The 25,315-nt window shown below is 64.5% G+C and carries 22 protein-coding genes and 1 pseudogene; 13 read left to right on the top strand and 10 right to left on the bottom strand.

Going from position 1 to position 25,315, the window contains the following annotated elements; translation table 11 throughout:
• Positions 1 to 113: 113 nt before the first annotated feature.
• The 7 genes from CAF92_RS08230 (at position 114) to CAF92_RS08200 (ending at position 8,345) form a co-directional block, all read left to right on the top strand.
• The gene (locus CAF92_RS08230) at positions 114 to 1,862 is read left to right on the top strand and encodes a sigma-54-dependent Fis family transcriptional regulator (RefSeq protein ID WP_085600180.1); all 1,749 of its coding nucleotides are present in this window, start codon (positions 114 to 116) and stop codon (positions 1,860 to 1,862) included.
• 339 nt (positions 1,863 to 2,201) lie between these two features.
• Positions 2,202 to 3,266 carry an ornithine cyclodeaminase gene (locus tag CAF92_RS08225; protein WP_085600178.1) on the top strand — a complete coding sequence of 355 codons (1,065 nt, stop codon included), beginning with the start codon at positions 2,202 to 2,204 and terminating at the stop codon, positions 3,264 to 3,266.
• A 162-nt stretch (positions 3,267 to 3,428) separates the two neighbouring features.
• Positions 3,429 to 3,908 (top strand): Lrp/AsnC family transcriptional regulator, encoded by a 480-nt coding sequence (locus CAF92_RS08220; protein WP_025338409.1) that lies wholly within the window; start codon positions 3,429 to 3,431, stop codon positions 3,906 to 3,908.
• 438 nt (positions 3,909 to 4,346) lie between these two features.
• Entirely contained in the window at positions 4,347 to 5,657 is a 1,311-nt protein-coding gene (locus tag CAF92_RS08215) for a C4-dicarboxylate transporter DctA (RefSeq protein ID WP_003260726.1), read from the top strand.
• A 44-nt stretch (positions 5,658 to 5,701) separates the two neighbouring features.
• A complete protein-coding gene (locus tag CAF92_RS08210; RefSeq protein ID WP_085600176.1) occupies positions 5,702 to 6,406 on the top strand; it encodes a FadR/GntR family transcriptional regulator in 705 nt (234 codons plus the stop codon).
• 16 nt (positions 6,407 to 6,422) lie between these two features.
• Positions 6,423 to 7,091, top strand: coding sequence for a GntR family transcriptional regulator (locus CAF92_RS08205; protein ID WP_046616823.1), 669 nt, complete (start codon positions 6,423 to 6,425; stop codon positions 7,089 to 7,091).
• A 192-nt stretch (positions 7,092 to 7,283) separates the two neighbouring features.
• Positions 7,284 to 8,345: a hypothetical protein gene (locus CAF92_RS08200; RefSeq protein WP_085600174.1), complete on the top strand. Its 1,062-nt coding sequence runs from the start codon at positions 7,284 to 7,286 to the stop codon at positions 8,343 to 8,345.
• A gap of 115 nt (positions 8,346 to 8,460) precedes the next feature.
• Here CAF92_RS08200 and CAF92_RS08195 read toward each other — a convergent pair whose 3' ends face one another.
• The gene (locus tag CAF92_RS08195) at positions 8,461 to 8,889 is read right to left on the bottom strand and encodes a PACE efflux transporter (RefSeq protein ID WP_046616821.1); all 429 of its coding nucleotides are present in this window, start codon (positions 8,887 to 8,889) and stop codon (positions 8,461 to 8,463) included.
• 101 nt (positions 8,890 to 8,990) lie between these two features.
• Between CAF92_RS08195 and CAF92_RS08190 the strand changes: the two genes are divergently transcribed.
• The 3 genes and pseudogenes from CAF92_RS08190 (at position 8,991) to CAF92_RS27815 (ending at position 11,898) form a co-directional block, all read left to right on the top strand.
• Positions 8,991 to 9,869 (top strand): LysR family transcriptional regulator, encoded by an 879-nt coding sequence (locus tag CAF92_RS08190; RefSeq protein WP_085600172.1) that lies wholly within the window; start codon positions 8,991 to 8,993, stop codon positions 9,867 to 9,869.
• A gap of 97 nt (positions 9,870 to 9,966) precedes the next feature.
• Positions 9,967 to 11,043 (top strand): annotated as a pseudogene (mcpA, locus tag CAF92_RS27820) (methyl-accepting chemotaxis protein McpA); the annotation flags it as partial.
• Between the two features lie 69 nt (positions 11,044 to 11,112).
• A complete protein-coding gene (locus tag CAF92_RS27815) occupies positions 11,113 to 11,898 on the top strand; it encodes a methyl-accepting chemotaxis protein (protein ID WP_371916240.1) in 786 nt (261 codons plus the stop codon).
• A 112-nt stretch (positions 11,899 to 12,010) separates the two neighbouring features.
• Here CAF92_RS27815 and CAF92_RS08180 read toward each other — a convergent pair whose 3' ends face one another.
• The 3 genes from CAF92_RS08180 to CAF92_RS08170 all read right to left on the bottom strand — a co-directional run bounded on the left by CAF92_RS08180 (position 12,011) and on the right by CAF92_RS08170 (position 14,785).
• Entirely contained in the window at positions 12,011 to 13,075 is a 1,065-nt protein-coding gene (locus CAF92_RS08180) for a hypothetical protein (RefSeq protein ID WP_085600168.1), read from the bottom strand.
• A gap of 183 nt (positions 13,076 to 13,258) precedes the next feature.
• Positions 13,259 to 13,636 carry a RidA family protein gene (locus CAF92_RS08175; RefSeq protein WP_085600165.1) on the bottom strand — a complete coding sequence of 126 codons (378 nt, stop codon included), beginning with the start codon at positions 13,634 to 13,636 and terminating at the stop codon, positions 13,259 to 13,261.
• 12 nt (positions 13,637 to 13,648) lie between these two features.
• Positions 13,649 to 14,785: an FAD-binding oxidoreductase gene (locus CAF92_RS08170; protein ID WP_046616816.1), complete on the bottom strand. Its 1,137-nt coding sequence runs from the start codon at positions 14,783 to 14,785 to the stop codon at positions 13,649 to 13,651.
• Between the two features lie 114 nt (positions 14,786 to 14,899).
• On the opposite strand from CAF92_RS08170, the gene CAF92_RS08165 reads away from it, so the two are divergent.
• Positions 14,900 to 15,493 carry a helix-turn-helix domain-containing protein gene (locus CAF92_RS08165; RefSeq protein WP_085600163.1) on the top strand — a complete coding sequence of 198 codons (594 nt, stop codon included), beginning with the start codon at positions 14,900 to 14,902 and terminating at the stop codon, positions 15,491 to 15,493.
• A gap of 211 nt (positions 15,494 to 15,704) precedes the next feature.
• The gene (locus CAF92_RS08160; RefSeq protein WP_046616814.1) at positions 15,705 to 16,490 is read left to right on the top strand and encodes a sulfite exporter TauE/SafE family protein; all 786 of its coding nucleotides are present in this window, start codon (positions 15,705 to 15,707) and stop codon (positions 16,488 to 16,490) included.
• A gap of 3 nt (positions 16,491 to 16,493) precedes the next feature.
• Here the strand turns inward: CAF92_RS08160 and CAF92_RS08155 are convergent, their stop codons facing one another.
• The 5 genes from CAF92_RS08155 to CAF92_RS08135 form a co-directional block, all read right to left on the bottom strand.
• On the bottom strand, positions 16,494 to 17,033 hold the full coding sequence (locus CAF92_RS08155) for a histidine phosphatase family protein (RefSeq protein WP_085600161.1): 540 nt from the start codon (positions 17,031 to 17,033) through the stop codon (positions 16,494 to 16,496).
• A 99-nt stretch (positions 17,034 to 17,132) separates the two neighbouring features.
• A complete protein-coding gene (locus CAF92_RS08150; protein ID WP_046616812.1) occupies positions 17,133 to 17,465 on the bottom strand; it encodes a DUF3325 domain-containing protein in 333 nt (110 codons plus the stop codon).
• Complete coding sequence (locus CAF92_RS08145; protein WP_085600159.1) at positions 17,462 to 18,976, bottom strand: PepSY domain-containing protein; 1,515 nt, start codon at positions 18,974 to 18,976, stop codon at positions 17,462 to 17,464. Before CAF92_RS08145 ends, CAF92_RS08150 begins: the two co-directional genes overlap by 4 nt.
• Complete coding sequence (locus CAF92_RS08140) at positions 18,973 to 19,260, bottom strand: iron transporter (protein WP_085600157.1); 288 nt, start codon at positions 19,258 to 19,260, stop codon at positions 18,973 to 18,975. Before CAF92_RS08140 ends, CAF92_RS08145 begins: the two co-directional genes overlap by 4 nt.
• Positions 19,261 to 19,402: 142 nt before the next feature.
• On the bottom strand, positions 19,403 to 21,637 hold the full coding sequence (locus tag CAF92_RS08135; protein ID WP_085600155.1) for a TonB-dependent siderophore receptor: 2,235 nt from the start codon (positions 21,635 to 21,637) through the stop codon (positions 19,403 to 19,405).
• Between the two features lie 299 nt (positions 21,638 to 21,936).
• On the opposite strand from CAF92_RS08135, the gene CAF92_RS08130 reads away from it, so the two are divergent.
• Positions 21,937 to 23,160: an MFS transporter gene (locus CAF92_RS08130; protein ID WP_085600153.1), complete on the top strand. Its 1,224-nt coding sequence runs from the start codon at positions 21,937 to 21,939 to the stop codon at positions 23,158 to 23,160.
• Here CAF92_RS08130 and CAF92_RS08125 read toward each other — a convergent pair.
• A complete protein-coding gene (locus CAF92_RS08125; protein WP_085600151.1) occupies positions 23,157 to 24,965 on the bottom strand; it encodes an ABC transporter ATP-binding protein/permease in 1,809 nt (602 codons plus the stop codon). The genes CAF92_RS08130 and CAF92_RS08125 overlap by 4 nt on opposite strands.
• Between the last annotated feature and the right edge of the window lie 350 nt (positions 24,966 to 25,315).

Raw genomic sequence — 25,315 nt, 5'->3', positions numbered from 1 at the left:
ACAAGTGAACACAAGCACTGAACAACTGAACACTTGCCGGTTTGACATTGAACAACCGTGCACGACACTGAACAGCGGTCGGCCCCATGACAACAATCACACAGGACAGGCCCATGGCCGCATCCGCTTCGCCCCATGCCCAACTGATCCAGGCCTCCTGGGCCCGCTGCCGCGACCACGGCCTGCAACCCCAGCATGCCCCGGACTTCGACTGCCTGACCCGCACCGAGCTGAACGCCCTGCTGGAGCAGCGCCAGGCCCTGCTGCGCCTGACCCGCGAAGCGGTGCTGCCGCAATATGCGCACCTGCTGGGCAATGCCAGCTACCTGGTGATGCTGGCCGATGCCAGCGGCTGCCTGCTCGACAGCTGGGGCTCGCGGCGCTTCATCGAACCGCGCCAGCAGCATGGCTTCATCGCTGGTGCCCATTGGCACGAGCGCGGTGTCGGCACCAATGCGCTGGGCACCGCGTTGGTTTGCGCCGAGGCGATCCACGTGGGCCAGGACGAGCACTTCCTGCGCCAGAACCGCTACATGTCCAGCGCCGCCGCGCCGCTGTTCGACGCCGAGCGGCAGCTGGTCGGGGTGCTAGATGTAGCCAGCGACGGCTACCTGCCCGCCAGCCAGACCCTGGGCCTGGTACGCATGATGGGCCAGAGCCTGGAGAACCGCCTGATCCTCGCCGAGCACGCCGACCGGCACGCTCAGCTGATCTTCAACAGCGCCTCCGACAACCTCGACAGCCCCTGGGCCGGCCTGCTGGTGTTCGATGAGCACGGGCAGGTGCTGGCCGCCAATCACCGGGCAGACACCCTGCTCGGGTGCAACCCGCTGCTGCAGAACATCGCGCAACTGTTCCAGTTGCCCGTGCAACAACTGCTCAACCATCCCCGGCAACAACCCTTTGCCCTGCAAGCCACTGGGCGCAACCGCTTTCATTGCCAGTGGCAGCCGCCGCGCGAGGCCCCCGGCCGCCCCGCCGCCTGCAGCGCCGATCCACGCCTGGAAAAGGCCCTGGCACAGGCCGGCCTGCTGCTGGAAAAGGACATCCCGGTGCTGGTGCAGGGGGAGACCGGCGTAGGCAAGGAGGTATTCGTCGATACCCTGCACCGGGCCAGCAGCCGGGCCAGCCAGCCGCTGATCGCGGTCAACTGCGCGGCGATCCCGGCCGAGTTGGTGGAGTCGGAACTGTTCGGCTACGACAAGGGCGCATTCACCGGCGCCCACCAGAAGGGCAACCCAGGGCTGATTCGCAAGGCCCACCACGGCATCCTGTTCCTCGACGAAATCGGCGATATGCCACTGCCCACCCAAGCCCGCCTGCTGCGCGTGCTGCAGACGCGCAGTATTCAGCCGTTGGGCAGCGGCGAACCGGTGGCGGTGGATATTCGCGTGGTGTCGGCGAGCAACCGCGACCTGGCCGAAGAAGTGCGCGCCGGGCGCTTTCGCCAGGACCTGTATTACCGCATCGCCGGGCTGGCAGTGGTGTTACCGCCTCTGCGCGAGCGCAGTGACCGCCGGCAACTTATCGAGCAGGTGCATGCACGCTACCGCGACCCCGGGCAGCCTGCGCGGCTGCCTGCGGCCATTATCGAACTGCTCGATCAGCACCCCTGGCCGGGGAACATGCGTGAACTGGTGAGTGTGCTGCAGGTGGCGCTGGCCTTGGCGGGTAATGGACCGGTTGGCGTCGAGCACCTGCCTGCAGGATTTCTGGCCGAGTTGCAGGCCCCCGTGCTGCTTGCCACTGAGGAAGCGGACCTGCACGCGCTGGTGGAGCAAGCCAACGGCAACCTGTCGGCGGTGGCGCGCGGGCTTGGGATCAGCCGCACCACGCTGTACAAGCGGTTGCGTGAGCGATGATTGCCTTTGCCTGTGCTGGCCTCATCGCCGGCAAGCCAGCTCCCACAAGGGAATGTGCCACGCTCTCGAGCATTGTTCCCTGTGCGACAGCGCAGCCCAAAGGACTGGGCAATCTCCCACAGGTACAGCGCCGCTCTCAAGGCCTGTGATATCCCTGTGGGAGCCGGCTTGCCGGCGATAGGGCCGGCCCAGGCAGCCACAGCCGATTCGGCTGCCAGCGCAGCGAAATCAGCCAAAGCCGCTGCCGCCACAACCCATTACAGCCAGCTTTACCTCCCCACCCGCCGCACAATGAAACCAGAACCCACTCTGGAAGCGTCGACCGCAGGGAGACCCCTCATGACCCGCTATATCGATGTGCAAGACCTGGCCCGCCTGGTCAACCGCAAAGGCCTGCCCACGTGCCTGCTGGAAATGGCCGAGTACATCCGCCAGGACTACCTGCGCTGGCCCGCCTTCGAAAAATGCGCTCGGGTGGCCAACCATTCGGCGGACGGCGTGATCGAGCTGATGCCAATCTCGGACGCCAGCCGCTACGCCTTCAAGTACGTCAACGGCCATCCGAAGAACACTCGCCATGGCCTGCCCACGGTAATGGCCTTCGGCGCCCTGGCGAGCGTCGATAACGGTGCACCGTTGCTGCTCAGTGAAATGACCCTGACCACCGCCATCCGCACTGCGGCCACTTCGGCCCTTGCCGCCCGCTACCTGGCGCGCGAAGACAGCCGCAGCATGGCGTTGATCGGCAATGGCTCGCAGAGCGAGTTCCAAGCCATCGCCTTCAATGCCCTGCTGGGCATCGATGAAATCCGCCTGTACGACATCGACCCGGCCGCCTCGGCCAAGCTGGTCGCCAACCTGACCAACCGCCCCGGCCTCAAGCTGAGCATCGCCAGCTCCGTGGCCGAAGCGGTGCGCGGGGCAGATATCGTCACGACGGTGACCGCCGACAAGGCCTGCGCCACCATTCTCACCCCGGAGATGATCGAGCCGGGCATGCACCTGAATGCAGTGGGGGGTGACTGCCCGGGCAAGACCGAGCTGCACCGGGCGATTGTCGAGCGGGCCCGGGTGATCGTCGAGTACGAACCGCAGAGCCGGGTGGAAGGCGAGATCCAGCAGATGCCGGCGGACTCGCCTGTGACCGAGTTCTGGCGTGTGGTTGCCGGGGAAGCCAAGGGGCGTGAGCGCGCCGAACAGGTGACGCTGTTCGACTCGGTGGGGTTTGCTCTGGAGGATTACTCGGCCTTGCGCTATGTGCTGGATACGGCGCAGGCAATGGGTATCGGCACGGACATCGGGCTGGTGCCGGTGCTGGAGGATCCGAAGGATTTGTATGGGCTGTTGCAGCCGCGGGTGGTGGAGTTGCGGGCGGTGCCCAAGGCTGGTTCTGTCTGCGCCTGATGGATCCTGGGGCTGCTGCGCAGCCCATCGCGACACAAGGCCGCTCCTGCACAAGGACCGCGTATCCCTTGTGAGAGCGGCCTTGTGTCGCGATGGGCCGCGCAGCGGCCCCCTTTACCGCCTAACCTGTCCCATGCCCTCTTCCGAACGAAGCCCAAGCGCATGGACACCAAGGACGCCAACGCCCACCCCCTGGACCGCATCGACGAAGCGATCATCGACATCCTGCGCCATGACGGCCGCATCACCTTCGAAAAACTTTCCAGCCTCGTCCACCTCACCCCGCGCCCCTGCCTGGAGCGTGTGCGCAAGCTGGAGCGCCGTGGCGTGATCCGCGGCTACGGGGCGATCATCGACCTGCAGAAGGTCGCGCCCGGGGTGTCGCTGCTGGTACTGGTCGCCCTGTCCAACCAAAGCGGGCGTGCCGCGCAGAAGGCCTTCGAAGCCACCCTGCGCAACTGCCCGGAAGTGCACGAATGCCAGCTGATCAGCGGCCACTTCGACTACAGCCTGCGCCTGCGCTGCCGCGACATGGAACACTACCGGCTGCTCAGCGAAAGCTGGATGAACGACGACACTCTGCACATCGACAAACTGGTCGCGCATCCGGTGCTGGCCGAGGTCAAGCCGATGGCTCGCTGACGCGCGCTCAACAGTCGCGCGATGCGCCGGGCGCGGATTTTTCCAGGTCACCCGCATAATGCAAATAACCATTGCGAATCATGGGGTTATCGAAAACATCGGAGTCGGCATGGCGCTTGGCAAGCTGATTGCAGCGGTGCTCGAGGCACTGGTCAAAGCCTGATCTGATTCATGTGCGCAAGCGGTTCGCCGCTGCGATTGGCCTGCGAACGGCCACAGTGCGGCCGGATCCAGGCAGACGCACCGAATTAGAGCGAGGCAGGCTGGATTGCCCCACAACTGGTCAGACCGGTAAGGCCAAAAATCCTTGCAATGTCGGATTTTTCGCGCTTTCATGGCTTCGCGCTGAACAAACCGGTAAGACCACAATAATTAAGTCCTGCGCTCTTTTGCCCCGTGCGGCTACCGAAGCAAGGACACCGATCAGAGATCCCTCCCATGCTCAAATGGTGCTCGCGTTCGATCTTCCTTCAAGTCGTGCTGGGCCTTGCCCTCGGCATCGCCTGCGGTCTCAGCTTCCCCGACCTCTCCCTGCAACTCAAACCCCTTGGCGACGGCTTCATCAAGCTGATCAAGATGCTCATCGGCCTGATCGTGTTCTGCGTGGTGGTCAGCGGTATCTCGGGCGCCGGCGACCTGAAAAAGGTCGGGCGTATCGGCCTGAAGTCGGTGATCTACTTCGAAGTGCTGACCACCCTGGCGCTGGTGATCGGCCTGGTGTTCGCCTTCACCAGCGGCATCGGCAGCGGGGCCAACATCCACCTGGACCAACTGTCCAGCGCCGACGCCAGCAGCCTGGCCGAGCGCGGCCAGCACATCCACGGTGCCACGGCGTTCTTCATGGACCTGATCCCCACCTCGGTGATCGGCGCCTTTGCCGACAACAACATCCTCCAGGTACTGCTGTTCTCGGTACTGTTCGGCAGCGCGCTGAACCTGGTGGGCGACTCGGCAGCCGGCATCTCGCGGCTGATCAACGAACTGAGCCATGTGATCTTCCGCATCATGGGCATGATCGTGCGCCTGGCACCGATCGGCGTGTTCGGCGCCATCGCCTTCACCACCAGCAAGTACGGCCTGGAATCGCTGCAACACCTGGGCGGGCTGGTGGCGCTGTTCTACCTGACCTGTGCCGGCTTCGTACTGATCGTGCTGGGCACGGTCATGCGCCTGTCGGGCCTGAAGCTGCTGCCACTGATCAAATACCTGCGTGAAGAGCTGACCATCGTGCTGGGCACCGCCTCGTCCGACGCCGTACTGCCACAGATCATGCGCAAGCTCGAGCACCTGGGCATCGGCAGTTCCACCGTCGGCCTGGTGATCCCCACCGGTTATTCGTTCAACCTCGATGGTTTCTCCATCTACCTGACCCTGGCCATCGTGTTCATCGCCAACGCCACCGGCACGCCACTGGCAATGACCGACCTGCTGACCATCCTGCTGGTGTCGCTGGTGACTTCCAAGGGCGCTCACGGCATCCCAGGCTCGGCGCTGGTGATCCTCGCCGCTACCCTGACTGCCGTGCCGGCGATCCCGGTGGTCGGCCTGGTACTGGTGCTGGCGGTGGACTGGTTCATGGGCATCGGCCGGGCGCTGACCAACCTGATCGGCAACTGCGTGGCCACCGTGGCCATTGCCCGCTGGGAGAAGGACATCGACCTGGAACGCGCGCACAACGTGCTCGATGGCAAACCCGGCTTCGCCCCCACGCCACGCAAGCAGCCCAACCCCCATCAACAGGAATTCTGAGCGAACGCGGCCGGCACTGATGCCGGCCCTTCCAGGAGCGAACCGTGATCAGCTCATCTACCGTCGTCAACTCAGTGGTGGAAAAACTGCGCCAGGCCCTCGCCCGGGGCCAATGGCGTACCGGCGACATGCTGCCAGGCCAGCGCGAGCTGGCCGAACAACTGGGTATCAGCCGTCCCAGCCTGCGCGAAGCGGTGACCGTGCTGGAAACCCTGGGCCTGGTGCGCTCGCTGCCGGGCAAGGGCGTACTGGTGCTGGATGCCGATGCCGCCGCCCAGGAACCGGGCCAGGACACCAGCGCCGCAGCCAGCCTGGCCGACGTGCTGGAGCTGCGCTACACACTTGAGCCTTTCATCGTCGGCCTGGTGGCGCAGTCGGCCAACAGCCAGGACATCGGCCAGCTGCGCCTGACCCTGATGGACATGCGTGAAGCGCTGGAGGCAGATGACAGCGAAGCCGGCGTCAGGGCCTACATCGCCTTCCATGAAGCGCTGTTCGCCCTGACCACCAACCCGATCTTCCAGAGCGTGGTGCAACAGACCGGCAATGCCCTCAAGCAGAGCGCCGACATGCTGCGCAATTCGCCAGAGCACCTGGCCGCGCGGCTGAAGGAAAACGAAGCGGTGGTGCGCGCCATACGTGAGCGCAGCAGCGCCCAGGCCAGTGCCCAGATGCGCCAGCACATCCTGGCCGAAGGGTTGCGCATGGGCATCCCGTTGAATATCCCGGACGAACACCAGCATCCATGACCCCAGGAGAGCGACCATGAACGCCGCCCGTCACTTGCCGGCCCTGCTAGCGGCCGGCGAAACCCGCCTGTCGGCCGAGCAGATCTACCCGCGGCTGTTCGATGCCATTCTCGAACAGCGCCTGCCACCTGGCAGCCTGTTGCCCGAACAGGCGCTGGGCCATGCCTTTGGCGTCAGCCGTACAGTGATCCGCCGTGTGCTCGGGCGCCTGTCCGACCAGCAGGTGGTGGTGCAGCGCCCCAGCCACACTGCGCATCTGGCCGCGCCCGACCCGGAGCAGGCACGCCAGGTGCTCAGCGCCCGGCGCCTGGCCGAAACCACGCTGATCACCCTGGCCGCGCAACGCGCCCGGCCGGCGCAGGTTCGCCAGCTGCGGCAACTGGTGGAGCGCGAGCGCCAGCACCATGAAAGTGGCGAGCGTTGTGCGGCGATCCGCCTGGGCGGCGAGTTTCACCTGAAGCTGGCGCAGGTGGCCGCCAATGCGCCACTGGCTAGGTTCCTCAACGGCCTGGTGCCGATGACCTCGCTGATCATCGCCCGCTACGAGTCGCCATGTTGCGACCACTGCGCGTGGCAGGAACACGCGGCGATCATCGATGCCGTGGAGCGCGGCGATGCAGAGGCGGCGCTGGAGCTGATGCACAAGCATCTCGACCGCCTGGAAGAAAAGCTCGACCTGGAATAATCGGGGACGCTGCGCGTCCCATCGCCGGCAAGCCAGCTCCCACAGGTTTCGCGCTGTTCCCGAGGTCATCGCGGTCCCTGTGGGAGCTGGCTTGTCGTGGCGACGAACCGCGTCGATGGGCTGCACGGCAGCTCTTCACTCCCCACCCTATACTCCGAGAACCACCCCAGCCTCGACCAGGGAGGCGGTCGCGTGAGCACTCGAGTCCTCCTGCTGCTGTGCCTGCTGCTGGCCCTGGCGGGCTGCGCAGGCAAGCCCGCACCTATCCCCCAGGCACCGGTAGTGCTCACCTCCGCCGCCTGGCAACGCATCGATCAGGACCTGATCGAAGCCTCGGTTGGCGCCACCGGCTCGGCCAACGACTATGCCCGGCGCTCCATGCGAGTATGGAAGGAACAGGTACAGCAGCGCACCGAAAGCGACTTCATCCCCTGGTTTACCGGCTACTGGACCCAGCAGTGGCTGACCCTCAAGGTAGCCTGGTACAAGATCGACAGCGGTGAAGGACGGGAACCGGCGGAAAAGCGCCTGGCGCTGTACCTGCAGGAGCAGTACCACAAGCGGGTTATCGAACCGGTGGCCGAGCAGATCAACCCCGAAGGCATTCGCGACCGCGCCAGCGAGCTGTACCTGCAACTGCTCGGCCAGCAGCTGCCGGCTATCATCAGCCGCTACAACGCCCCCCCCGAGCAGTTCAGCCAGCGCCTCAACCGCATTCCCGCCATCGCCCTGGGGCCGCCGGATGCACGCAATGCCAGCCTGTACCAATTGCTGCGGGCCAAGTCGCTGGCGCAGCAACCGGCCTGGCAAGCCATGCGCCAGCACTTGCACCAACAGGCCAGCAAAGGCCCCGGGAAGACCGATGTCGGGCTGAATTCGGTGGCCAACCAGGCCAGTGAAAAGCTTGGCGCTACCCTGGCTCCGCGCGGCATCGCCAGTGCCGTGGCGTCGGCGGTAGGCAAGGTGGCGGGGGCGATGATTTCGATTGCGGCGGCCGGTTACGGGATGATGACCCATGACCGTGAACACCCGCAGATGGTCGAGCAGTTGCGGGTGATCCTCAACGTGGCGCTGAACCAGGAATGGCAGGAGCTGATGGAGAACCGCCAGAGCGGGGCCATGGCAGGGGTGTACTACCTGTCGGGGCAGGTCGAGGACAGCTTGCTGGCCAGTGCGCCGAGGACGGAGGAACAACCGGTCGAGCAGCAGGTGAAGCAGCAGCAGGAGCCTTTGATCATTCGGCTGCCACCTTAGTGGTTGACTGTTCCGTCCTCTTCGCAGCACAAGGCTGCTCCTACAGCGACCGCACCGGCCTGAAGGTTGTGCGGTCGCTGTAGGACAGCCTTGTGCTGCGACGGAACAGGTTGAATCAGGCTGCTGCCATTGCCGAACTGGGCAAGCCAAAGACCCGGTCGAACGCCCAGTTGTAGGCAAAGGTGTAGCACGGCACCAGCACGATGAACGCCATGTCCACCAGCAACGCCTCCAGCAATGTCATGTCCAGCCACCAGGCAATCAGCGGGATCAGGTACACCACCAGGGTCAGCTGGAAGCCGATGGCATGCGCCACCCGCCGTGCCACACTGCGCCCGCGTTTGGCCTGGCGGCTCTCCCACCACTCGAACAAGGTGTTGTAGATCAGGTTCCAGAGCATGGCGATGGTAGTGATCATCACAGCCAGAGGCCCGGTATGCGACGCCTGGGTGTCCGACAGGTAGGCCAGCCCGAGGGTCGACATGCACAGCCCGATCAGTTCATAGAAAGTCACGTAGACCAGTTTGCGTTTGATTCCCTGCACCCGGGTTGCCTCCAATGACAAAAGCGATGGGGCGCGATCATGCTTCATCGTGCTTGACAGCAAAAGTCAGCAGCTGTCAGATCTACTGACAGGAGGCTGCCATGAACTTTTCCAGTGACAATATCCAGCTGTTTCTCGCCGTACTCGACCGTGGTTCGTTCTCCGCGGCCGCGCGCGCCCTGCAGCGGGTGCCTTCGGCCGTGAGCATGGCCATCGGCAACCTCGAGGCCGAACTAGGCTACACCCTGTTCGAGCGCGGCCCCCGCGAAGTCCGCCCGACCGCCCAGGCCATGGCGCTGGAACCCCATGCCCGGCTGATCGCCGAGCAGCTGGGGTTGCTGCAGGTGCATGCCCTGGAGCTGTCGCAGGGGCTGGAGAGCAGCCTGACCCTGGCCGTGGTGCCGGACATCGACCACAGCCCGCTGCTGGCGGCCATCGCCTGCCTGGGTGAGCGGCACCCGCTGCTTGACATCGCCCTGCTCAGCGCTCCGCAGGAAGAGGCCATGCACCTGCTCGACAGCGGCCGCGTCGACCTATGCGTGGCCTTTGCCGGGCTGCAGGTCGATGCCCGTCGCGGCTTCCAGCACATCGGCATGGAGTCGCTGGTAGCCACCCTGTCCCCCACCCATCCGGCCTTGCGCGGGGGGCGAATCCACTACCTCGAAGACCTGACCCGGGTACGCCAGATCCTGGTACGCAGCCGTGACCTGCCGCTGGCCGACCCACGCCCGCTGATAGGCGCAACGCACTGGTCAACCGACAGTTTCGACCTCGCCCTGCAGATGGTGGAGGCCGGCCTGGGCTGGGGCGACCTGCCGCTATCGCGGGTCGCGCCACTGCTGGCCAGCGGGCGCCTGGTGCGCCTGGATTTTCGCAACACCTGCAACGAGCTGCAGTTGCCGGTACACATCTTCTGGCGCAGGCAGCAACCGTTGCAGCAGGCTGCACGCCTGTTGATCGAGAATTTGTGTAGCCGGTGAATGCCGTCCGTCGAAACGACCGTAAGAAATTTCTGTAAGCACTTCAGTCTTTTACCCCTTGAGCCGATATCCCGGTCGATAGGTTCCGCAATGCGTCATGAGCGCGCTGCGCCCTCCCCTCATTGGCCCAAGGTCTCGAAACATGAACCTGAAATTTCGCCACAAGATCCTGCTCAGCGCCTGCGGCGTCGTGGTCCTGGCATTTGCCCTGTTCACGCTCTACAACGACTACCTGCAACGCAACACCATTCGCCAGAACATAGAAGCTTCGGTGCAGCAGTCCGGTGCACTGACCGCCAGCAGCGTGCAGAACTGGATGAGCGGACGCATCCTGGTACTGGAAAACCTGGCTCAGGACATCGCCCAGCAAGGCGCCGGTGACACCCTGCCCGGGCTGATCGAGCAGCCGTCCTACACGCGCAATTTCCTGTTCACCTACCTGGGCCAGGCCAACGGTGTGTTCACCCAGCGCCCCGATACGCAGATGCCCGCCGGTTACGACCCACGTCAGCGCCCGTGGTACGGCGCCGCGGCCAGCGCCGGGCAGACCGTGCTGACTGCCCCGTACCAGGGCGCTGTCGGCGGCCTGATGGTAACCATCGCCACGCCGGTGAAAAGCAAGGGCAATGGCGAGTTGATCGGTGTGGTCGGCGGTGACGTCACCCTCGATACCCTGGTCGAGATCATCAACTCGGTCGATTTCGGCGGCATCGGCCACGCCTTCCTGGCCGACAGCAATGGCCAGGTGATCGTCAGCCCCGACAAAGACCAGGTGATGAAGAACCTCAAGGACATCTACCCCGGCAGCAACCTGCAAGTCGCCGCCGGCATGCAGGATGTCACCCTCAATGGCCAGGACCGCATCATCTCCTTCGCCCCGGTAGCCGGCCTGCCCTCGGCACAGTGGTACATCGGCCTGTCGATCGACAAGGACAAGGCCTACGCCGCGCTCAGCCAGTTCCGCACCTCGGCGATCATCGCCATGCTGATCGCCGTGGCTGCCATCGCCGGCCTGCTCGGCCTGCTGATCCCGGTGCTGATGAGCCCGCTGACCACCATGGGCCGCGCCATGCGCGACATCGCCGAGGGCGAAGGTGACCTTACCCGCCGCCTGACTGTGCAGAACAAGGACGAGTTCGGCGAGCTGGCCACTTCGTTCAACCGCTTCGTCGAGCGTATTCATGCCTCGATCAGCGAAGTGTCCTCGGCAACCCGCCTGGTGCACGACCTGTCGGAAAAGGTGATGAACGCCTCCAATGCGTCGATCATCGGCTCCGAAGAGCAAAGCATGCGCACCAATAGCGTGGCCGCAGCGATCAACGAGCTGGGGGCTGCCACCCAGGAAATCGCCCGTAACGCCGCCGATGCCTCGCAGCATGCCAGCGGTGCCAGCGAGCAGGCCCACGGTGGCCGTGAAGTGGTCGAAGAAGCGATCAGCGCCATGACCGCCCTGTCGCAGCGCATCAGCGAGTCCTGTGCGCAAATCGAAACGCTCAACGCCAGCACTGACGAAATCGGCAAGATCCTCGACGTGATCAAGGGCATCTCGCAGCAGACCAACCTGCTGGCGCTGAACGCCGCCATCGAAGCGGCCCGTGCAGGTGAGGCCGGCCGTGGCTTTGCCGTGGTGGCCGACGAGGTACGCAACCTGGCGCACCGCACCCAGGAATCTGCGGAAGAAATCCACCGCATGATCACCAGCCTGCAGGTAGGCTCGCGCGAAGCGGTGCACACCATGAACACCAGCCAGGTTTCCAGCGAGCAGACCGTGCAGGTGGCCAACCAGGCCGGCGAGCGCCTGGCCAGCGTGACCCAGCGCATTGGCGAGATCGATGGCATGAACCAGTCGGTGGCTACCGCTACTGAAGAGCAGACCGCCGTGGTCGAGAGCCTCAACCTGGACATCACCCAGATCAACGCCCTGAACCAGCAAGGGGTGGAGAACCTCAACGAGACCCTGCGCCATTGCGACCAACTGGCCCAGCAGGCCGGGCGCCTGAAGCAGCTGGTAGGCAGCTTCAGGATCTGATGGCCCAGGGGGGCGCTCTGCGCCCCAATCGCGACGCAAGGCCGCTCCCACAGGTGCCATGCGATCCTTGTGGGAGCGGCCTTGTGTCGCGATCGGGCTGCGCAGCAGCCCCCTACGCCACCGCCGCTTTAACCACTTTGCTCCGCCGCACCCAGGCCAACAGCACCGCCGCCATCAGAACGAAGCCCAGGTAGCCGAACACCGGGTACACCTCACCCACCAGGCTGATGAACCCCACCAGGCTGCAACCGAACGCCACCACCCCGGTCACCACCGAGCCCCAGCGAAACTTCGCCGTACCCGACGGCATCAGCCGCGCGAGGAAGGAAAACAAGGTACCCACGGCGGTGTTGACGATCATGCCGAAGATGATCAGGCACATCACCAGCCCCAGCAGTGGCGATACTTCGTTGGCGATCGACAGCATCGGCATCGGCAGGTCAGCCACGCTGTCCAGGCGCGACAACAGCCCGGCACTCATCACCAGCATCAGCCCGCCCAATGCTGCACCACCAAGCAGCCCACCCCATACTGCCGTTCTCTCGCCCTTGGCCGAGCCGCCCAGGATGGCCAGGATCGGCGCGCCGGCAACGATGTTGTACGACACGTACAGCAACGCCCCCAGCAGCCAGTGACGAGTGCCCGCTTGTTGCTGGCTGGCCAGGTGGTCAAGCTGGGCGAAGCTCTGCTCCCGGCTGAACACGGCGTACAACGCGATCGCCGATGCCACCAGGATCAGCAACGGGGTGATGGCGCCAATGACGAGGATCACCTTGCGCACGTCCAGGCACACGATGCCCACCACCACCAGTGTCACCAGCACGCTGCCGGTCAGCGCCGGGATACCGAACTGCTGCTCCAGCAGGGCACCACCACCGGCCAGCATGACCACGGTGACGGCAAACATGAAAAAGGTGATCAGCCAGTCGACGAACAGGCCCAGGTGACGGCCGCAGATGGCCTGGATCACATCCTTGTGCGAGGTGGCCTGCTGGCGATTGCCCAGCCCCGCCAGGGCCATGCCGAGGAGGGTGAACAAGGCTGCACTGACCAGTGCACCGGCCAACCCCCATACGCCAAAATCGACAAAGAACAACAACAGTTCCCGCCCCGAAGCGAACCCCGCCCCCACGATCACGCCGACAAATGCGCCTGCAATCTTCAGCTGCTCTTGCATGTGAACCTCTGGATTTATTGTTGTTGTCTCAGTGCCACCACATCGCTTTTGTGGGAGCGGCCTTGTGTCGCGAAAGGGCCGCAGAGCGGCCCCCGGCGATCTGTGCAGCAATGCAGAAATCCTGGGGCCGCTCCGCGCCCCTTTCGCGACACAAGGCCGCTCCCACATGGGCGATTTGTTCGGTCAAAAATCTCCGACAAACGCCTGCACTTCGATCTCCACATCCACCCCCAGCGCCAATGCCGAGGCCACGGTCGAACGCACCGGCAGCGCTGCGCCGAAGAACTCCTTGTACACCTCGTTGAAGCCGGCGAAGTGGCTCATGTCCGACAGCCACACCGTGGCCTTGACCACCTGGTCGAAACCCGCGCCGCAGGCCGCCAGGCTTTCGCCGATGCGCTCGCAGGCGGCGCGGGTCTGGGTCTGGATGTCACCGCGCACCACTTCACCGCCGGCACTCATCGGCACCTGGCCGGACAGGAACAGAAAGCCGCCGGCTTTAACCGCACGGGAGAACGGGAACGGCAGGCTGCTGGGGAAACGCTGGATATCATTGCTCATGGGATGCTCCTTTCAGGATTGCTGGAAACGTGCCGGGGACAGGCGCTCGGGCACCACCCCCTGGCTGACAAGGCCAGGACACAGAGGCTGGCCCAGCAGCAGGTCGGCAGCCAGGCGCGAAGCGCCCGCAGCCGACTGGATGCCATAGCCACCTTGTGCCGCCAGCCAGAAGAACGCTGGCGCATGCACATCGAAACCGATCACCAGGTCGCCGTCGGCGACGAACGAGCGCAGCCCGGCCCAGGTGTGGCTCGGCCGGCGGATCGCCAGGGTGGTCATGGCTTCGATGTTGTAGATGCCCAAAGCCACGTCGAGCTCCTCGGGCGCGGCGTCCTGGGGTTCGACCGGGTCGGCATTGGCCGGCGAACCCAGCAGCTGGCCGGCGTCGGGCTTGAAGTAGAAGCTTTCGTCTACGCCGATTACCGCCGGCCAGCGGGCGAAGTCCTGGTCCTCCGGGCCGGGGAAAGTGAAGGCACTACGCCGACAGGGTTGCAGGCCGATACGCGCCACTCCACATTGCTCGGCCACATGGTCGGCCCAGGCACCAGCGGCATTGACCAGCTGGCGCGCCTGCACGCGGCTGCCATCGCCCAGTTCCACCTGCCACAGGTCATCCAGGTACCAGGCCTGAATCAGCTCGGCGTTGCAGCGCATTTCGCCGCCAGCGGCGCGATAGCCGCGCAAGAAACCCTGGTGCAAGGCATGCACGTCCAGGTCCATGGCACCCGCTTCAAGCACCGCGCCGGCCAGGTTCTCGCCACGCAGGCTCGGTACCAGGGCCAGGGCCGCGTCGCGGTCGAGCAGGCTGACCTCGGTGCCGTTGGCCAGGTTCTGCGCGTGGGTCTGCTCGAGCAGCGCGCGCTGCTCCAGGTTGGCGACGTACAGGCAGCCGCGCGGTTCCAGCAATGGGTGCTCGCAGAACCCTTGCGGTGGTGCTTCGTAGAAGCCTCGGCTGGCACGGGTCAGCGCCTGGATCTGCGGGGTGCCGTAGGCCTCCATGAACATGGCTGCCGAACGCCCGGTGGAATGGTAGCCAGGCTGTGCCTCGCGCTCGAGCAACAACACCTTCTGCCGGCCGGCCAGGCGATAACCCAAGGAAGCACCGGCAATACCGGCGCCGATGATCAGGGTGTCGTAGATCAGGGTCATGCACGCTCCTGTCAGGCAATTATCATTTATGAGAATTCTAATATATGAGAATTTACGAATACGCAAGGGTCCAAGGTAAGATGCCCGACCAACGCTGCATGCCGAGACCCCCGAATGCCCGCTGCCCTCCCCCTGCTGGACCGTGCCGTAGTCGGCCAGCGCCTGCGCCAGGTGCGCAAGGCCCGCCAGATGACCCTCAAGCAATTGTCCGAAGCCAGTGGCGTACCGGTGTCCACCTTGTCGAAGATGGAACTGGCGCAGGTCTCGGTCAGCTACGAAAAGCTCGCCGCCGCCGCCCGGGCGCTGAATGTCGACATTGCCCAGCTTTTGCGCGCCAGCGGAACGGTCACGGCGCCTGTGCCGGTGACCGTGGTGGTCGACTCATTGCCGGCGGCGGCGGGTTACTCGACCGGCACCTATGACTACCACCCGATCGCCGGCGATTTCCCCGAACGGCGCATGACACCCGCCTACGCCCGCATCATCGCCCGTGAACGCGGCCAGTTCGACGATTTTATCCGCCACCCCGGGCAAGAGTTCGCGTTGGTGCTGAGCGGTCGGGTTCGTATCGAGTTCGAAACCGGCGAAGCGGTGAGCATCGGGCCGCAGGAAACGGCGTATTTCGACAGCCAGGTGGGGCATATCTACCTGTCGGAGAGTGACGATGGGGCAGATGCGCATGTGATGGTGGTGATGACTGATCGCTGACCCGGTGCTGCCTGCCAGGGCCCTCTCGCCGGCAAGCACTGCACAGGCCCTGAGGTTGATGCGGTCGGTGTGGGAGCCGGCTTGCCGGCGATAGGGCCCCGGCAGGCAGCACTCGGTTATAACCTAATAACGAACAAGTCTATTTGGCTATAAAAAAATCTATATGCTGGCTGCATCCGATAACGGGCAAAGTTGGGCAGTCGAGTAGCGTATGGATGTAGGTTCTTTCGGTTTCACCATTGCGGGCCTGGTCGTGGGTTTCATCGTCGGCATGACCGGCGTCGGCGGCGGCTCGCTGATGACCCCGATCCTGTTGTGGTTTGGCATCAGCCCGGCGACCGCCGTCGGCACCGACCTGCTCTATGCCGCCATCACCAAGGCCAGTGGCGTCTGGGTGCATGCGCGCAACAAGAACGTCGACTGGAAGATCACCGGCCTGCTAAGCCTGGGCAGCGTGCCCGCAGCGGCGCTGACCCTGTGGTTCCTCAGCACCTTGCACACCGACACTTCGGCGCTCAACGCCGTCATCAAGCAAGGCCTGGCGGTGGTGCTGATCCTGACCGCGCTGGCCATCCTGTTCAAATCGCGCCTGCAGGCCTTTGCCAGCCGCCATGCCGGTGACCACTACCACCTCAGCGACCGCAGCCTGAACATCCTTACGGTGCTCACCGGCGTGGTGCTTGGGGTGATGGTCACCCTCACTTCCATCGGTGCTGGCGCACTGGGTACCGTGGCGCTGTTCCTGCTGTACCCGTTCCTGGTCACCCGCCGCCTTGTCGGTACCGAAATCGCCCACGCCGTGCCACTGACTCTGGTGGCGGGCCTGGGCCATGCGGGCATGGGCAACATGGACTGGTCGCTGCTGGGCTACCTGCTGCTTGGCTCGCTGCCAGGCATCTACCTGGGCAGCCACCTCACCGGGCGGATTTCCGACCGCGTGCTGCGTCCGTGCCTGGCGGCGATGCTGCTGCTGATCGGCTACAAACTGGCGTTCTGACCTTCAGCCCAGGCGCAGGCGCCACTGCCCGGTAAAGCTCAGCTCCAGGCGCGACAGCGGCAACACGTCGACCCGCTGGCTGGCACCCATCGGGCAGCCAAGTACCTGCACCAGCACGGCGCGCATGACCATCGGGTGGGTAACCGCCAGCCATTCGCCCGGCCTGTCGAAGGCCGCCAGCCAGGCAGCGATGCGCTGGCAAAGCACAGCGAACGACTCGCCCCCATGGACTTCACTGGCCGGGTCCTGAAGCCATTCGGCCAACGCCAGCGGTTGCTCGGCCTGCAGTTGCTTCAGCGTCAGCCCCTGCCAACGCCCCAGGTCGCAATCGGCCAAGGCCGGCTCGACCTGCACAGGCCTGGAAAACCACGCCGCCGTCTCGCAGGCTCGACGCTCTGGTGCAGCCAGCACCGGCACATCGGAAAGGTCAGCGAAAGGCGGCTGACCCAACGGCAGGATGCCGTCCTCGGCGCGGTGCAGGCGCCCGGTCTTCTGGGCCTGGGTCAGGGCATGGCACATCAGGGTCAGGCGGACGGCTTTCACCGGGTTTCTCTCGCGGCAGGTTGGGTCGCAAGGTTTAGCATGCCGTGGCGCTTTCTGCCGCAACAATATTGCACCGGCTGCGCCGACGATGGTGCCTGATCAGATCATCACCCGCATCAGTCCCCAAACCGGCACCGCTGCCACCAACCCCACCGCCAGCCGCGGCCAGTACGGCAGCAGCAATACCAGCAGCATCCCCGCCAGCGACATCGCGGCAAACCAGGCCACCGGCCCCATGGCCCAGCCCCAGGCTTGGATACACAGCACCAGACTGCCCAACAATGCCAGCCACCCGGCCGTGCGCAAGCCGACACGCAGCACCTGCGGGCAGGTGCGGTTCCATACCTGCTTGTAATGCCGCTCCAGCCCCTGGCACAGCCCCAGCATGCCAGCGTAGGCGAACAACACGCCGCCCATGACCCACATCATCATGCCCCGGCCTCCATACACCGCCCTGACCTGGCCTTCTGTGTCCCCCACTGAGCCTGCCATAAGCGCCAGACCAGCAGCCCGAGCAATACACCCAACACCAGAGCACAGGCCGCCACCCCCAGGCGCATGGCGTCGCCCAAGCCACCCAACGCACCCAGGCCAATGCACAGCAACGCGGTCAGCAGCAGTTGCTCGATCCAGGCTCTGCGTACCGGCCTGATACCGGCATGTAACAGCGCCAGCAGCCATACACCAAAGAACGCACGAACCTCCCAGCTCTCCCGCTGCGCCAGTTCCACCGGCAGCACGCGGCTGGCCCATAGCAACCCCACGCACGCCAACAACAGGCCACTGACGAAGCCCACGTTGCACACCTCCGCCACCCGGTACCAACGCCGCACCGCAGCCTCGGCGCTTGTGTACTTGCGCCCACGCTTCACGCAGAACAGCACCAGCCCGCTGGCGATCATCAGGCAACTGACCAGACCACAGACGAAATACAGCCAGCGCATCGGGTAGCCGCCAAACTGGGCGAAATGCAGGCCGGCCATGACCCGCTGGGTCAATGGCGCCGCGCGCCATTCGACGACGTCGCCGAGCAACTGCCCGCTGACACCATCGAAGACCATGGCCTGCCCCTTGGCCAAGGCAATGCGATTGCCCAGTCCGGGGCGTATTTCGATACGCGCCGCCGCCGTATTGGGATTGCGGATGTTCAGGCCACCAATCGGCCCCAGGCGCGCCTCGGCCTGGGCCAGCAATGGCGCCACATCGACCAGCGCGGCGGGTTGCCTGGCCAGGCCGCCAGGCTGCTCCAGACGGGCATTGCCCTGGGCCTGGAAGTAGGCACGGTTGCCGCCGGCGAACAGCGCATCGACCCCGGCCGGGATATAGATGAGCATGAAGATCACCAGGCCGGTGTAGGTGATCATCAGGTGGAACGGCAGCAACAGCACCGCGCTGGCGTTGTGGAAATCCAGCCACGAGCGCTGGCCCTTGTTCGGCCGAAAGGTGAAGAACTCCTTGAAGATCTTCTTGTGGATGACGATACCGGTGACCAGCGCCGCGAGCATCACCAGCGCCAGTGCGCCGACAACGAAGATGCCCCAGTTGCGTGGCAGATCTAGGGTGAAGTGGAAGCGGAAAAAGAAGTTGCCACCAACGCTGTCACGCACCTCGATGGCCTCGCCAGTGCGCGGGTCGAGTTGAACGACGGGGCCATGGCGACGCTCGCCCGTGGACACGCGCAACCCGGGCGAGCGCTCGCTCGGCAGGCTGATGCCCCAATTGCCAGCCTGCGGCTCGTGGGCCTGCAGGTAGGCAATGGCGCGCCGCGCGGCGTCGGCCTGGGGCACCTCGGTGGCCGGGATTTCCGGTTGCATCCAGTGGTCAAGTTCCTTGTCGAACACCGCCAGGGTGCCGGTGACGAAGATGGCGAACAGCAGCCAGCCGAAAATCAGCCCGGCCCAGGTGTGCAGCCAGGCCATCGATTGGGTGAAGCTGTTCTTCATGCCAGCCACCCCAGTGCTTGCGGCCAGAAGCCGATCAGGGCAAGCGGTACGGCCACAGCCAGCGGAGCCCAGGCACGCAGGGCATCACTGCAGGCGAAGGCCCAGAGGATTGCGGCGGTATAGAAAATGAAGGCCGGCAGGGTCGCGACGATGACCGCATCGGCGGCAGCCAGCGGCAGGATGCGGGCCAGGCAGGCGCTGGCGGCGTAGCTGAGGGCATAGCCGCCGAACAGTGCGGCACAGCTGCGGGAGAGGATCTGCAGCCAGGCGGGGGCTTTGATCATCGTGGGCTCCTTGGCGTTGCTCGGTAGCATCCGGGGCTGCTTTGCAGCCCATTCGCCGGCAAGCCAGCTCCCAGTTCGAAGACTGTGTGGTACCAGTGGGAGCTGGCTTGCCGGCGAATGGGCCGCAAAGCGGCCCCTTGGATCAGAAGTTGATGTTCAGCGCAGCGAACACCGCCCTGCCCGGCTGGTTATAGGTATTGGCGCCCGACGTGCTGGCGTTGCCGCCACGCAGGATCTGCTTGTCGAACACGTTGTTCACCCCCAACCGCACGTCGTAGTTGGCGTTGAACTTGTAACCGGCGCTCACGTCCACCAGGCCGTAGGCTTCCACGTCCTGTTGCGCGGTCTTGTCGTAGCCTTGCTGGGTGCGTTCGTTGAAGGTCGGCGACTTCTGCTTGCCGAAGTAGGTACCCGCCACCTGGAACGACAGCTTCTCGGTGACGCGCCAGTCGAGGGTGGTGTTGACGGTGTATTCCGGGATCACCGACAGCGGCTCGCCGGTCTCGCGGTTGTCGTTGTCGAGCATCCAGGTCAGGTTGGTGTTCCAGTCCAGGGCCGGGGTCAGCTCGATGAACAGGTTGCCTTCGAGACCTTCCACCCGCGCCTTGCCGGCGTTGTCCCACTGGGTCACGCGGCTGCCGGTGCCGATGGTGTACAAGACGTCGGTATCACCGACGATCTTGTTCTTGTAGTCGTTGCGAAAGTACGTGGCACTGCTGCGCCAGGTACCCCGGTCGTACATCAGGCCGATTTCCTTGTTGACGCTGATCTCGGGCTTGAGGTCGGCGTTGCCCTGCAGGTAGCAGCCACCGTTATTGGTCTGCTGCACGCTGCAACCGTTGCCGCGGCTGTACAGCAGGTAGTTGGGGTTGGACTGGTACAGGTTCGGGGTCTTGTAGGCGCGCGCGATACCGCCTTTGACCGACAGTGCTTCGGTCAGCTTGTGCGACAGGTTCAGGCTGGGGCTGAAGTTGTCGCCGAAGGTTTCGTGGTGGTCGAAACGCAGGCCCGGGGTAATGGTGGTGTCGCCGACAATGATGTTGTCCTCGACGAACAGCGCATAGCTGCGGGCGGTCATCTTCGAGCTGCTGCGGTCGAAACCGACCAATCCGTCGTTAACGGTAGGGTCCGAGCTTTGCGGGCGCAGCGAGCCCTGGTCATTGAGCGCTTCGTACAGGTACTCGCCGCCCAGGGTCAGCACATGTTCGGTACTGCCCATGGCGAATGGCAGGTTCACTTCGCTGCTCAGGCGCGTATTGCGCAGGCGCGACATGGCGGCGCCTTCGGCATTGGGGGCACCTTCGGTGCGGCCTGCCAGGCCCTCGTTGAGGCGCCAGTTGCGCACGTACTCGTAGGCCAGCACGGTCTTGCTGGTACCCCAGGTGAAATCGCCCAGGTGGGTCAGGTCGTAGGTACTGCGCTGCATCACATTGGTTTCGTGGCCGTACAGGCTGGACACGAACTCGACATCACCACCGCCGTTGCTGTTCATGGTGTCGCCGGCAAAGATATTGCCCTGGCGGCTGTAGCCGGCACTGGCCTCGAGGCGGTGCTCGTCGTTCAGCTTCCAGCTCAGCAGGCCATTGAGGTCCTTGTTGCGTACGCCTTCGCGGCCCGCCACCAGCGCACTGGTGGCATGCCCGGCGTTGATGTCCAGGTCGTCGGCATCGGTCTTGGCCAGGCCGCCGTACAGGCGGAAGCCGAGGTTGTCGGTCAGGCCGCCGCCCAGGTTGAAGTTGGCTCGGCGGCTGGCGCCCTCGGCGCTGTCTTCCGGCAGCTGGGTGTACAGGCTGACGCTGCCCTTGAACTCGTCGGCGGGGCGCTTGGTGATGATATTGACCACCCCGCCCATTGCGCCGGAGCCGTAACGTGCGGCCGCCGGGCCACGGAGGATCTCGATGCGCTCGACCGCTTCTGCTGGTACCCAGTTGGTTTCACCGCGGGTATCGCGGTCGCCGTTCCAGCCATAGCGCACGGCATTGCGGGCGCTGGATGGCTTGCCGTCGATGAGGATCAGGGTGTTTTCCGGGCCCATGCCGCGCAGGTCGATCTGCCGGTTGTTGCCACGCGCGCCGCTGGCGCTGTTGCCGGTCAGGTTCACCCCGGGCTCGCGGCGGATGATGTCGGACAGGTCATTCGCTGGCGGATGGCGCTTGATATCTTCGGCGGTGATGATCGACGTACCCAAGGCCTGGCGTGCCTCGCGTTCGGCGGTGACCAGGGTGTCCTGGATTACCAGCGCGTTATCCGCGACCGGCATCTCCAGCACCTCACCCGTACGCTGTTCTTCGGCTTGGGCCGCGCTGGCCACCATGGCCGGTGACGCCAGCGCGACGAACGCCAGGGCCAGGCTGTTGGGTGAAGTCTTGCACTGCATGGGTACATCTCCTGCGATTCATGAGCGAAACGGCACATCCCTGTCGGAAACCGGGAGCCCTCGCCCACCGGCCTCGCAAACACAGTCTGGTGGCCAACAGGGATGGTAAATATAGGGATTCGCAAATGAGTTTAAATCTTATTTACGAAGTTTACATGTTTGTAACAGAACTTTGCGGACACGATGGCGTGCCGGCGCAGCCCGGCTATTCGCGCTGTTGCATGCATACACCTGTCCGATTTGCATCCTGCGCGACGCCTCCTACAGTTTCGAACGTAGCCCCTCTGCCGAGCCTCCTGATGCGCAGCCACGGAGAAAGCCACACCACGAACGCCACCCGGTCACTGTCGAAGATCCCTCGCAGTGTCTGGGCGCTGGGCTTCGTGTCGATGTTCATGGACATTTCCTCGGAAATGATTCACGCATTGCTGCCGCTGTACATGGTCACCGTGCTCGGCACTTCGGTAGTGGCGGTGGGCTTTATCGAAGGTATCGCCGAAGCGACCGCCTCGATCACCAAGGTGTTTTCCGGTGCCCTCAGCGACCGGCTGGGCAAGCGCAAGCTGCTCACGGTGCTGGGCTATGGCCTGGGGGCGTTGACCAAGCCGGTATTCCCCATGGCCTCCGGGCTGGAGTGGCTGACCGCGGCCCGCTTCGTAGATCGGGTCGGCAAAGGCATTCGTGGGGCGCCGCGCGATGCGCTGGTGGCCGACGTTACGCCCGCTGAACTGCGTGGTGCAGCCTTCGGCCTGCGCCAGGCGCTGGATACCGTGGGCGCGTTCCTTGGGCCGTTGCTGGCGATCATGCTGATGTGGCTGACCGCGAGCCATTTCCAGACGGTGTTCTGGGTGGCGGTGCTCCCGGCGTTCGTGGCGTTGTACATCCTCATTGCCTTCGTGCGCGAACCTGAAACGCCGGCCTCCAGCCGGACGGTGCGTTCACCGCTGGCACTGCACGAGCTGGCCCGCCTGGGCCCGGCCTATTGGCGGCTGATCGGCCTGGCCACGCTGTTCACCCTCGCCCGCTTCAGCGAGGCGTTTCTGCTGCTGCGCGCCCAGGACATGGGCCTGGCGCCGCTGTGGGCGCCGGTAGTGCTTGTGCTAATGGCCTTGACCTATTCGCTGGCGGCCTACCCCGCAGGGGTGCTGTCGGACCGCGTAGGCCGCCGCGGCGTGCTGATGACCGGGCTGGGACTGCTGGTCGCCGCCGACCTGCTGCTGGCCCTGCTGCCGGGTTGGACCGGGCTGGCCATGGGGGTGGCTGCATGGGGCCTGCACCTGGGCTTCAGCCAAGGCATCTTTGCTGCCATGATCGCCGACAGCGCCCCCGCCGAACTGCGCGGTACAGCCTTCGGCCTGTTCAACCTGCTGACCGGCGTGGCGCTGCTGGTGGCCAGCGTGATGGCCGGACTGCTGTGGGACGGGGTCGGCTTCAAGGCGACATTCCTGCTTGGCGCAGCGTGTGCCGGCAGCACCCTGGTCGGGGTCGCGTTACTCAGGTCAGGCCCCTGCAAGCCGAACTAGGCCAGCACTGGCTGCTGCTCCAGTAGCGACCAGCCGCCATGCCCGTCCACTTCCAGCCGATGGGTATGGAAACCTGCCAGCGTACTGCGGTGCCCGACACTGACCAGCAACGCCCCCGGCATTTCCGTGCGCAACAGTGAATACAGAGCATGCTCGAGCCCTTCATCCATGGCCGAAGTGGACTCGTCGAGAAACACCACCTGCGGCCGGTTGAACAGCACCCGGGCAAATGCCAGGCGCTGTTGCTCACCAACCGAGAGAATGTGTGACCAGTCACAGCTGACGTCCAGTCGCTCGGCCAGGTGGGCCAGGTTGACCTGGTGCAAGGCCTGCTGCATCCGCGTTTCATCCTCAGGCCTGCTGGCCGCCGGGTAGGCAATGACGGCGCGCAGATCGCCCAGCGGCAGGTACGGCCGCTGCGACAGGAACAGCGCCTGGTGGCCAAGCGGGCGCCTGACCTCACCCTCGGCATACGGCCAGAGGCCTGCCAGCGCACGCAGCAGCGTGGTTTTGCCACTGCCCGACGGCCCCTTGATCAACAGCGCCTGGCCGGCGTGCAGGTCAAGGTCCAGGTCGGCGATAAGGGCATGCCCGTCCGGGCGCAGCACCTGCAGGCGGCTGATCGACAAAGCATGCTCCTGGTCCTCGGTGATGACGCGCGGCAAAGCGCTTGCCTGCTCGTTGGCATCGAGGAAGCCGGTCAGACGGTCGAGGGTGGCCCGGTACTGGGCAAAGGCATCATACGACTCGCGGAAGAACGACAAAGAATCCTGCACCTGGCCAAAGGCCTGGGAGGTTTGCATGACGTCGCCCAGCTTGATCGCCCCGCTGAAGAAGCGCGGTGCTTGCAGAATGAACGGGAACACCACTGCTACCTGGCTCACGCCCAGGTTGAAACCACTGAATTTCAAGTTCCGGAACACCAGCGCCCAGGCATTCACGATCAAGGCACCAAAGCGGCCCAGCAAGGTGCCCCGCTCGACCTGCGCGCCCTGGTAGAAAGCGATGTTCTCGGCGTTCTCGCGCAGGCGCATCAGCGCGTAACGGAAGTTGGCGGTGAGCTTTTCGTTGAGGAAGTTCAGGCGGATCAGCGGCCGCCCGAGGCGGAAGGCAATCCAGGTGGCGACGATGACATACAGGTAGACGGCAAACACCATCGCCCGGGGAATCTCCACACCAGCGACGGCCAGCGGCGCCGACAGCCCCCAGAGGATGCCGGTGAACGCCACCAGCGAAACCAGCGCACTGACCGCGCCCAGGGCGAGGGTCACCGAGTTGCTGACAAAGGCGTTGACGTCCAGTTCGATTCGCTGGTCGGGGTTGTCCACCGGCTCGGCGAGGAACTGGCCACGGTAATAAGCATCACCGTGCATCCAGTCGTAGGTCAGGCGTTCGGTCAGCCAGACCCGCCACTGGATGCTGAACGCCTGGCTTACATAGAAGGTGAACAGCGAACGCAGCACATGGATGGTGGCCAATACCGCGAAGACGCCGAGCAGGTACCAGAAGGCAGTCTGGTCAAGGCCCTGCAAGGCGCTGTAGAAGCCGTTGTACCAGAATGAGAACAGCACATTCAGGCGCACCGAGAATAGCGTCAGTACCAGCAGCAGGGCGAACACCAGCAACGGCCGCCAACTGCGCCTGAAACTGAAATAGGGCCCGGCAAGCTCCCAGAACTGACTGCCCCAGCGCGTACAACGTACGGCCAGTGTAGCGGCCGCTGTGAAGCAGACAAAAGTGATGAACGAGGCGAATGCCAGCCAGCTCAGGCTCTCTTGCAGGGCCTGGTGCCAGTTCATTTCCATGGTGGGTATCCGTGCTGAGTATTTCCGCGAGCGTAGCATTGACCTGTGATTCGTCAGGCATAAATGACGCACATTTCATGATTGCTTTTGCGAGCTACGCGGCCCCCTGTGGGAGCGGCTTTAGCCGCGAAGCAAGCGACGCGGTGGATGGCACCGGCTTTGCCGTTGTTCGCGGGTGAACCCGCTCCGACAGAGGGGGTGTGCAGGCCTGGGATTGGTAGACCAGAAAGACAAAACCCCTACCTGCATATGCAGATAGGGGTTTTGCGAAATGAATCTTGACGATGACCTACTCTCACATGGGGAAACCCCACACTACCATCGGCGATGCATCGTTTCACTGCTGAGTT

The organism is Pseudomonas sp. B10(2017) (assembly GCF_002113295.1).
Classification (GTDB): domain Bacteria; phylum Pseudomonadota; class Gammaproteobacteria; order Pseudomonadales; family Pseudomonadaceae; genus Aquipseudomonas; species Aquipseudomonas pudica.
The sequence above is the reverse complement of the archived record's forward strand: the minus strand, read 5'-3'. Positions and strand labels throughout refer to the sequence as shown.

Coding starts and splice junctions, on each gene's coding strand:
- CAF92_RS08230 (WP_085600180.1), top strand. CDS start 114: ATGGCCGCATCCGCTTCGCCCCATGCCCAACTGATCCAGGCCTCCTGG.
- CAF92_RS08225 (WP_085600178.1), top strand. CDS start 2,202: ATGACCCGCTATATCGATGTGCAAGACCTGGCCCGCCTGGTCAACCGC.
- CAF92_RS08220 (WP_025338409.1), top strand. CDS start 3,429: ATGGACACCAAGGACGCCAACGCCCACCCCCTGGACCGCATCGACGAA.
- CAF92_RS08215 (WP_003260726.1), top strand. CDS start 4,347: ATGCTCAAATGGTGCTCGCGTTCGATCTTCCTTCAAGTCGTGCTGGGC.
- CAF92_RS08205 (WP_046616823.1), top strand. CDS start 6,423: ATGAACGCCGCCCGTCACTTGCCGGCCCTGCTAGCGGCCGGCGAAACC.
- CAF92_RS08190 (WP_085600172.1), top strand. CDS start 8,991: ATGAACTTTTCCAGTGACAATATCCAGCTGTTTCTCGCCGTACTCGAC.
- CAF92_RS27815 (WP_371916240.1), top strand. CDS start 11,113: ATGAACGCCTCCAATGCGTCGATCATCGGCTCCGAAGAGCAAAGCATG.
- CAF92_RS08180 (WP_085600168.1), bottom strand. CDS start 13,075: ATGCAAGAGCAGCTGAAGATTGCAGGCGCATTTGTCGGCGTGATCGTG.
- CAF92_RS08175 (WP_085600165.1), bottom strand. CDS start 13,636: ATGAGCAATGATATCCAGCGTTTCCCCAGCAGCCTGCCGTTCCCGTTC.
- CAF92_RS08170 (WP_046616816.1), bottom strand. CDS start 14,785: ATGACCCTGATCTACGACACCCTGATCATCGGCGCCGGTATTGCCGGT.
- CAF92_RS08165 (WP_085600163.1), top strand. CDS start 14,900: ATGCCCGCTGCCCTCCCCCTGCTGGACCGTGCCGTAGTCGGCCAGCGC.
- CAF92_RS08160 (WP_046616814.1), top strand. CDS start 15,705: ATGGATGTAGGTTCTTTCGGTTTCACCATTGCGGGCCTGGTCGTGGGT.
- CAF92_RS08150 (WP_046616812.1), bottom strand. CDS start 17,465: ATGATGATGTGGGTCATGGGCGGCGTGTTGTTCGCCTACGCTGGCATG.
- CAF92_RS08145 (WP_085600159.1), bottom strand. CDS start 18,976: ATGAAGAACAGCTTCACCCAATCGATGGCCTGGCTGCACACCTGGGCC.
- CAF92_RS08140 (WP_085600157.1), bottom strand. CDS start 19,260: ATGATCAAAGCCCCCGCCTGGCTGCAGATCCTCTCCCGCAGCTGTGCC.
- CAF92_RS08135 (WP_085600155.1), bottom strand. CDS start 21,637: ATGCAGTGCAAGACTTCACCCAACAGCCTGGCCCTGGCGTTCGTCGCG.
- CAF92_RS08130 (WP_085600153.1), top strand. CDS start 21,937: ATGCGCAGCCACGGAGAAAGCCACACCACGAACGCCACCCGGTCACTG.
- CAF92_RS08125 (WP_085600151.1), bottom strand. CDS start 24,965: ATGGAAATGAACTGGCACCAGGCCCTGCAAGAGAGCCTGAGCTGGCTG.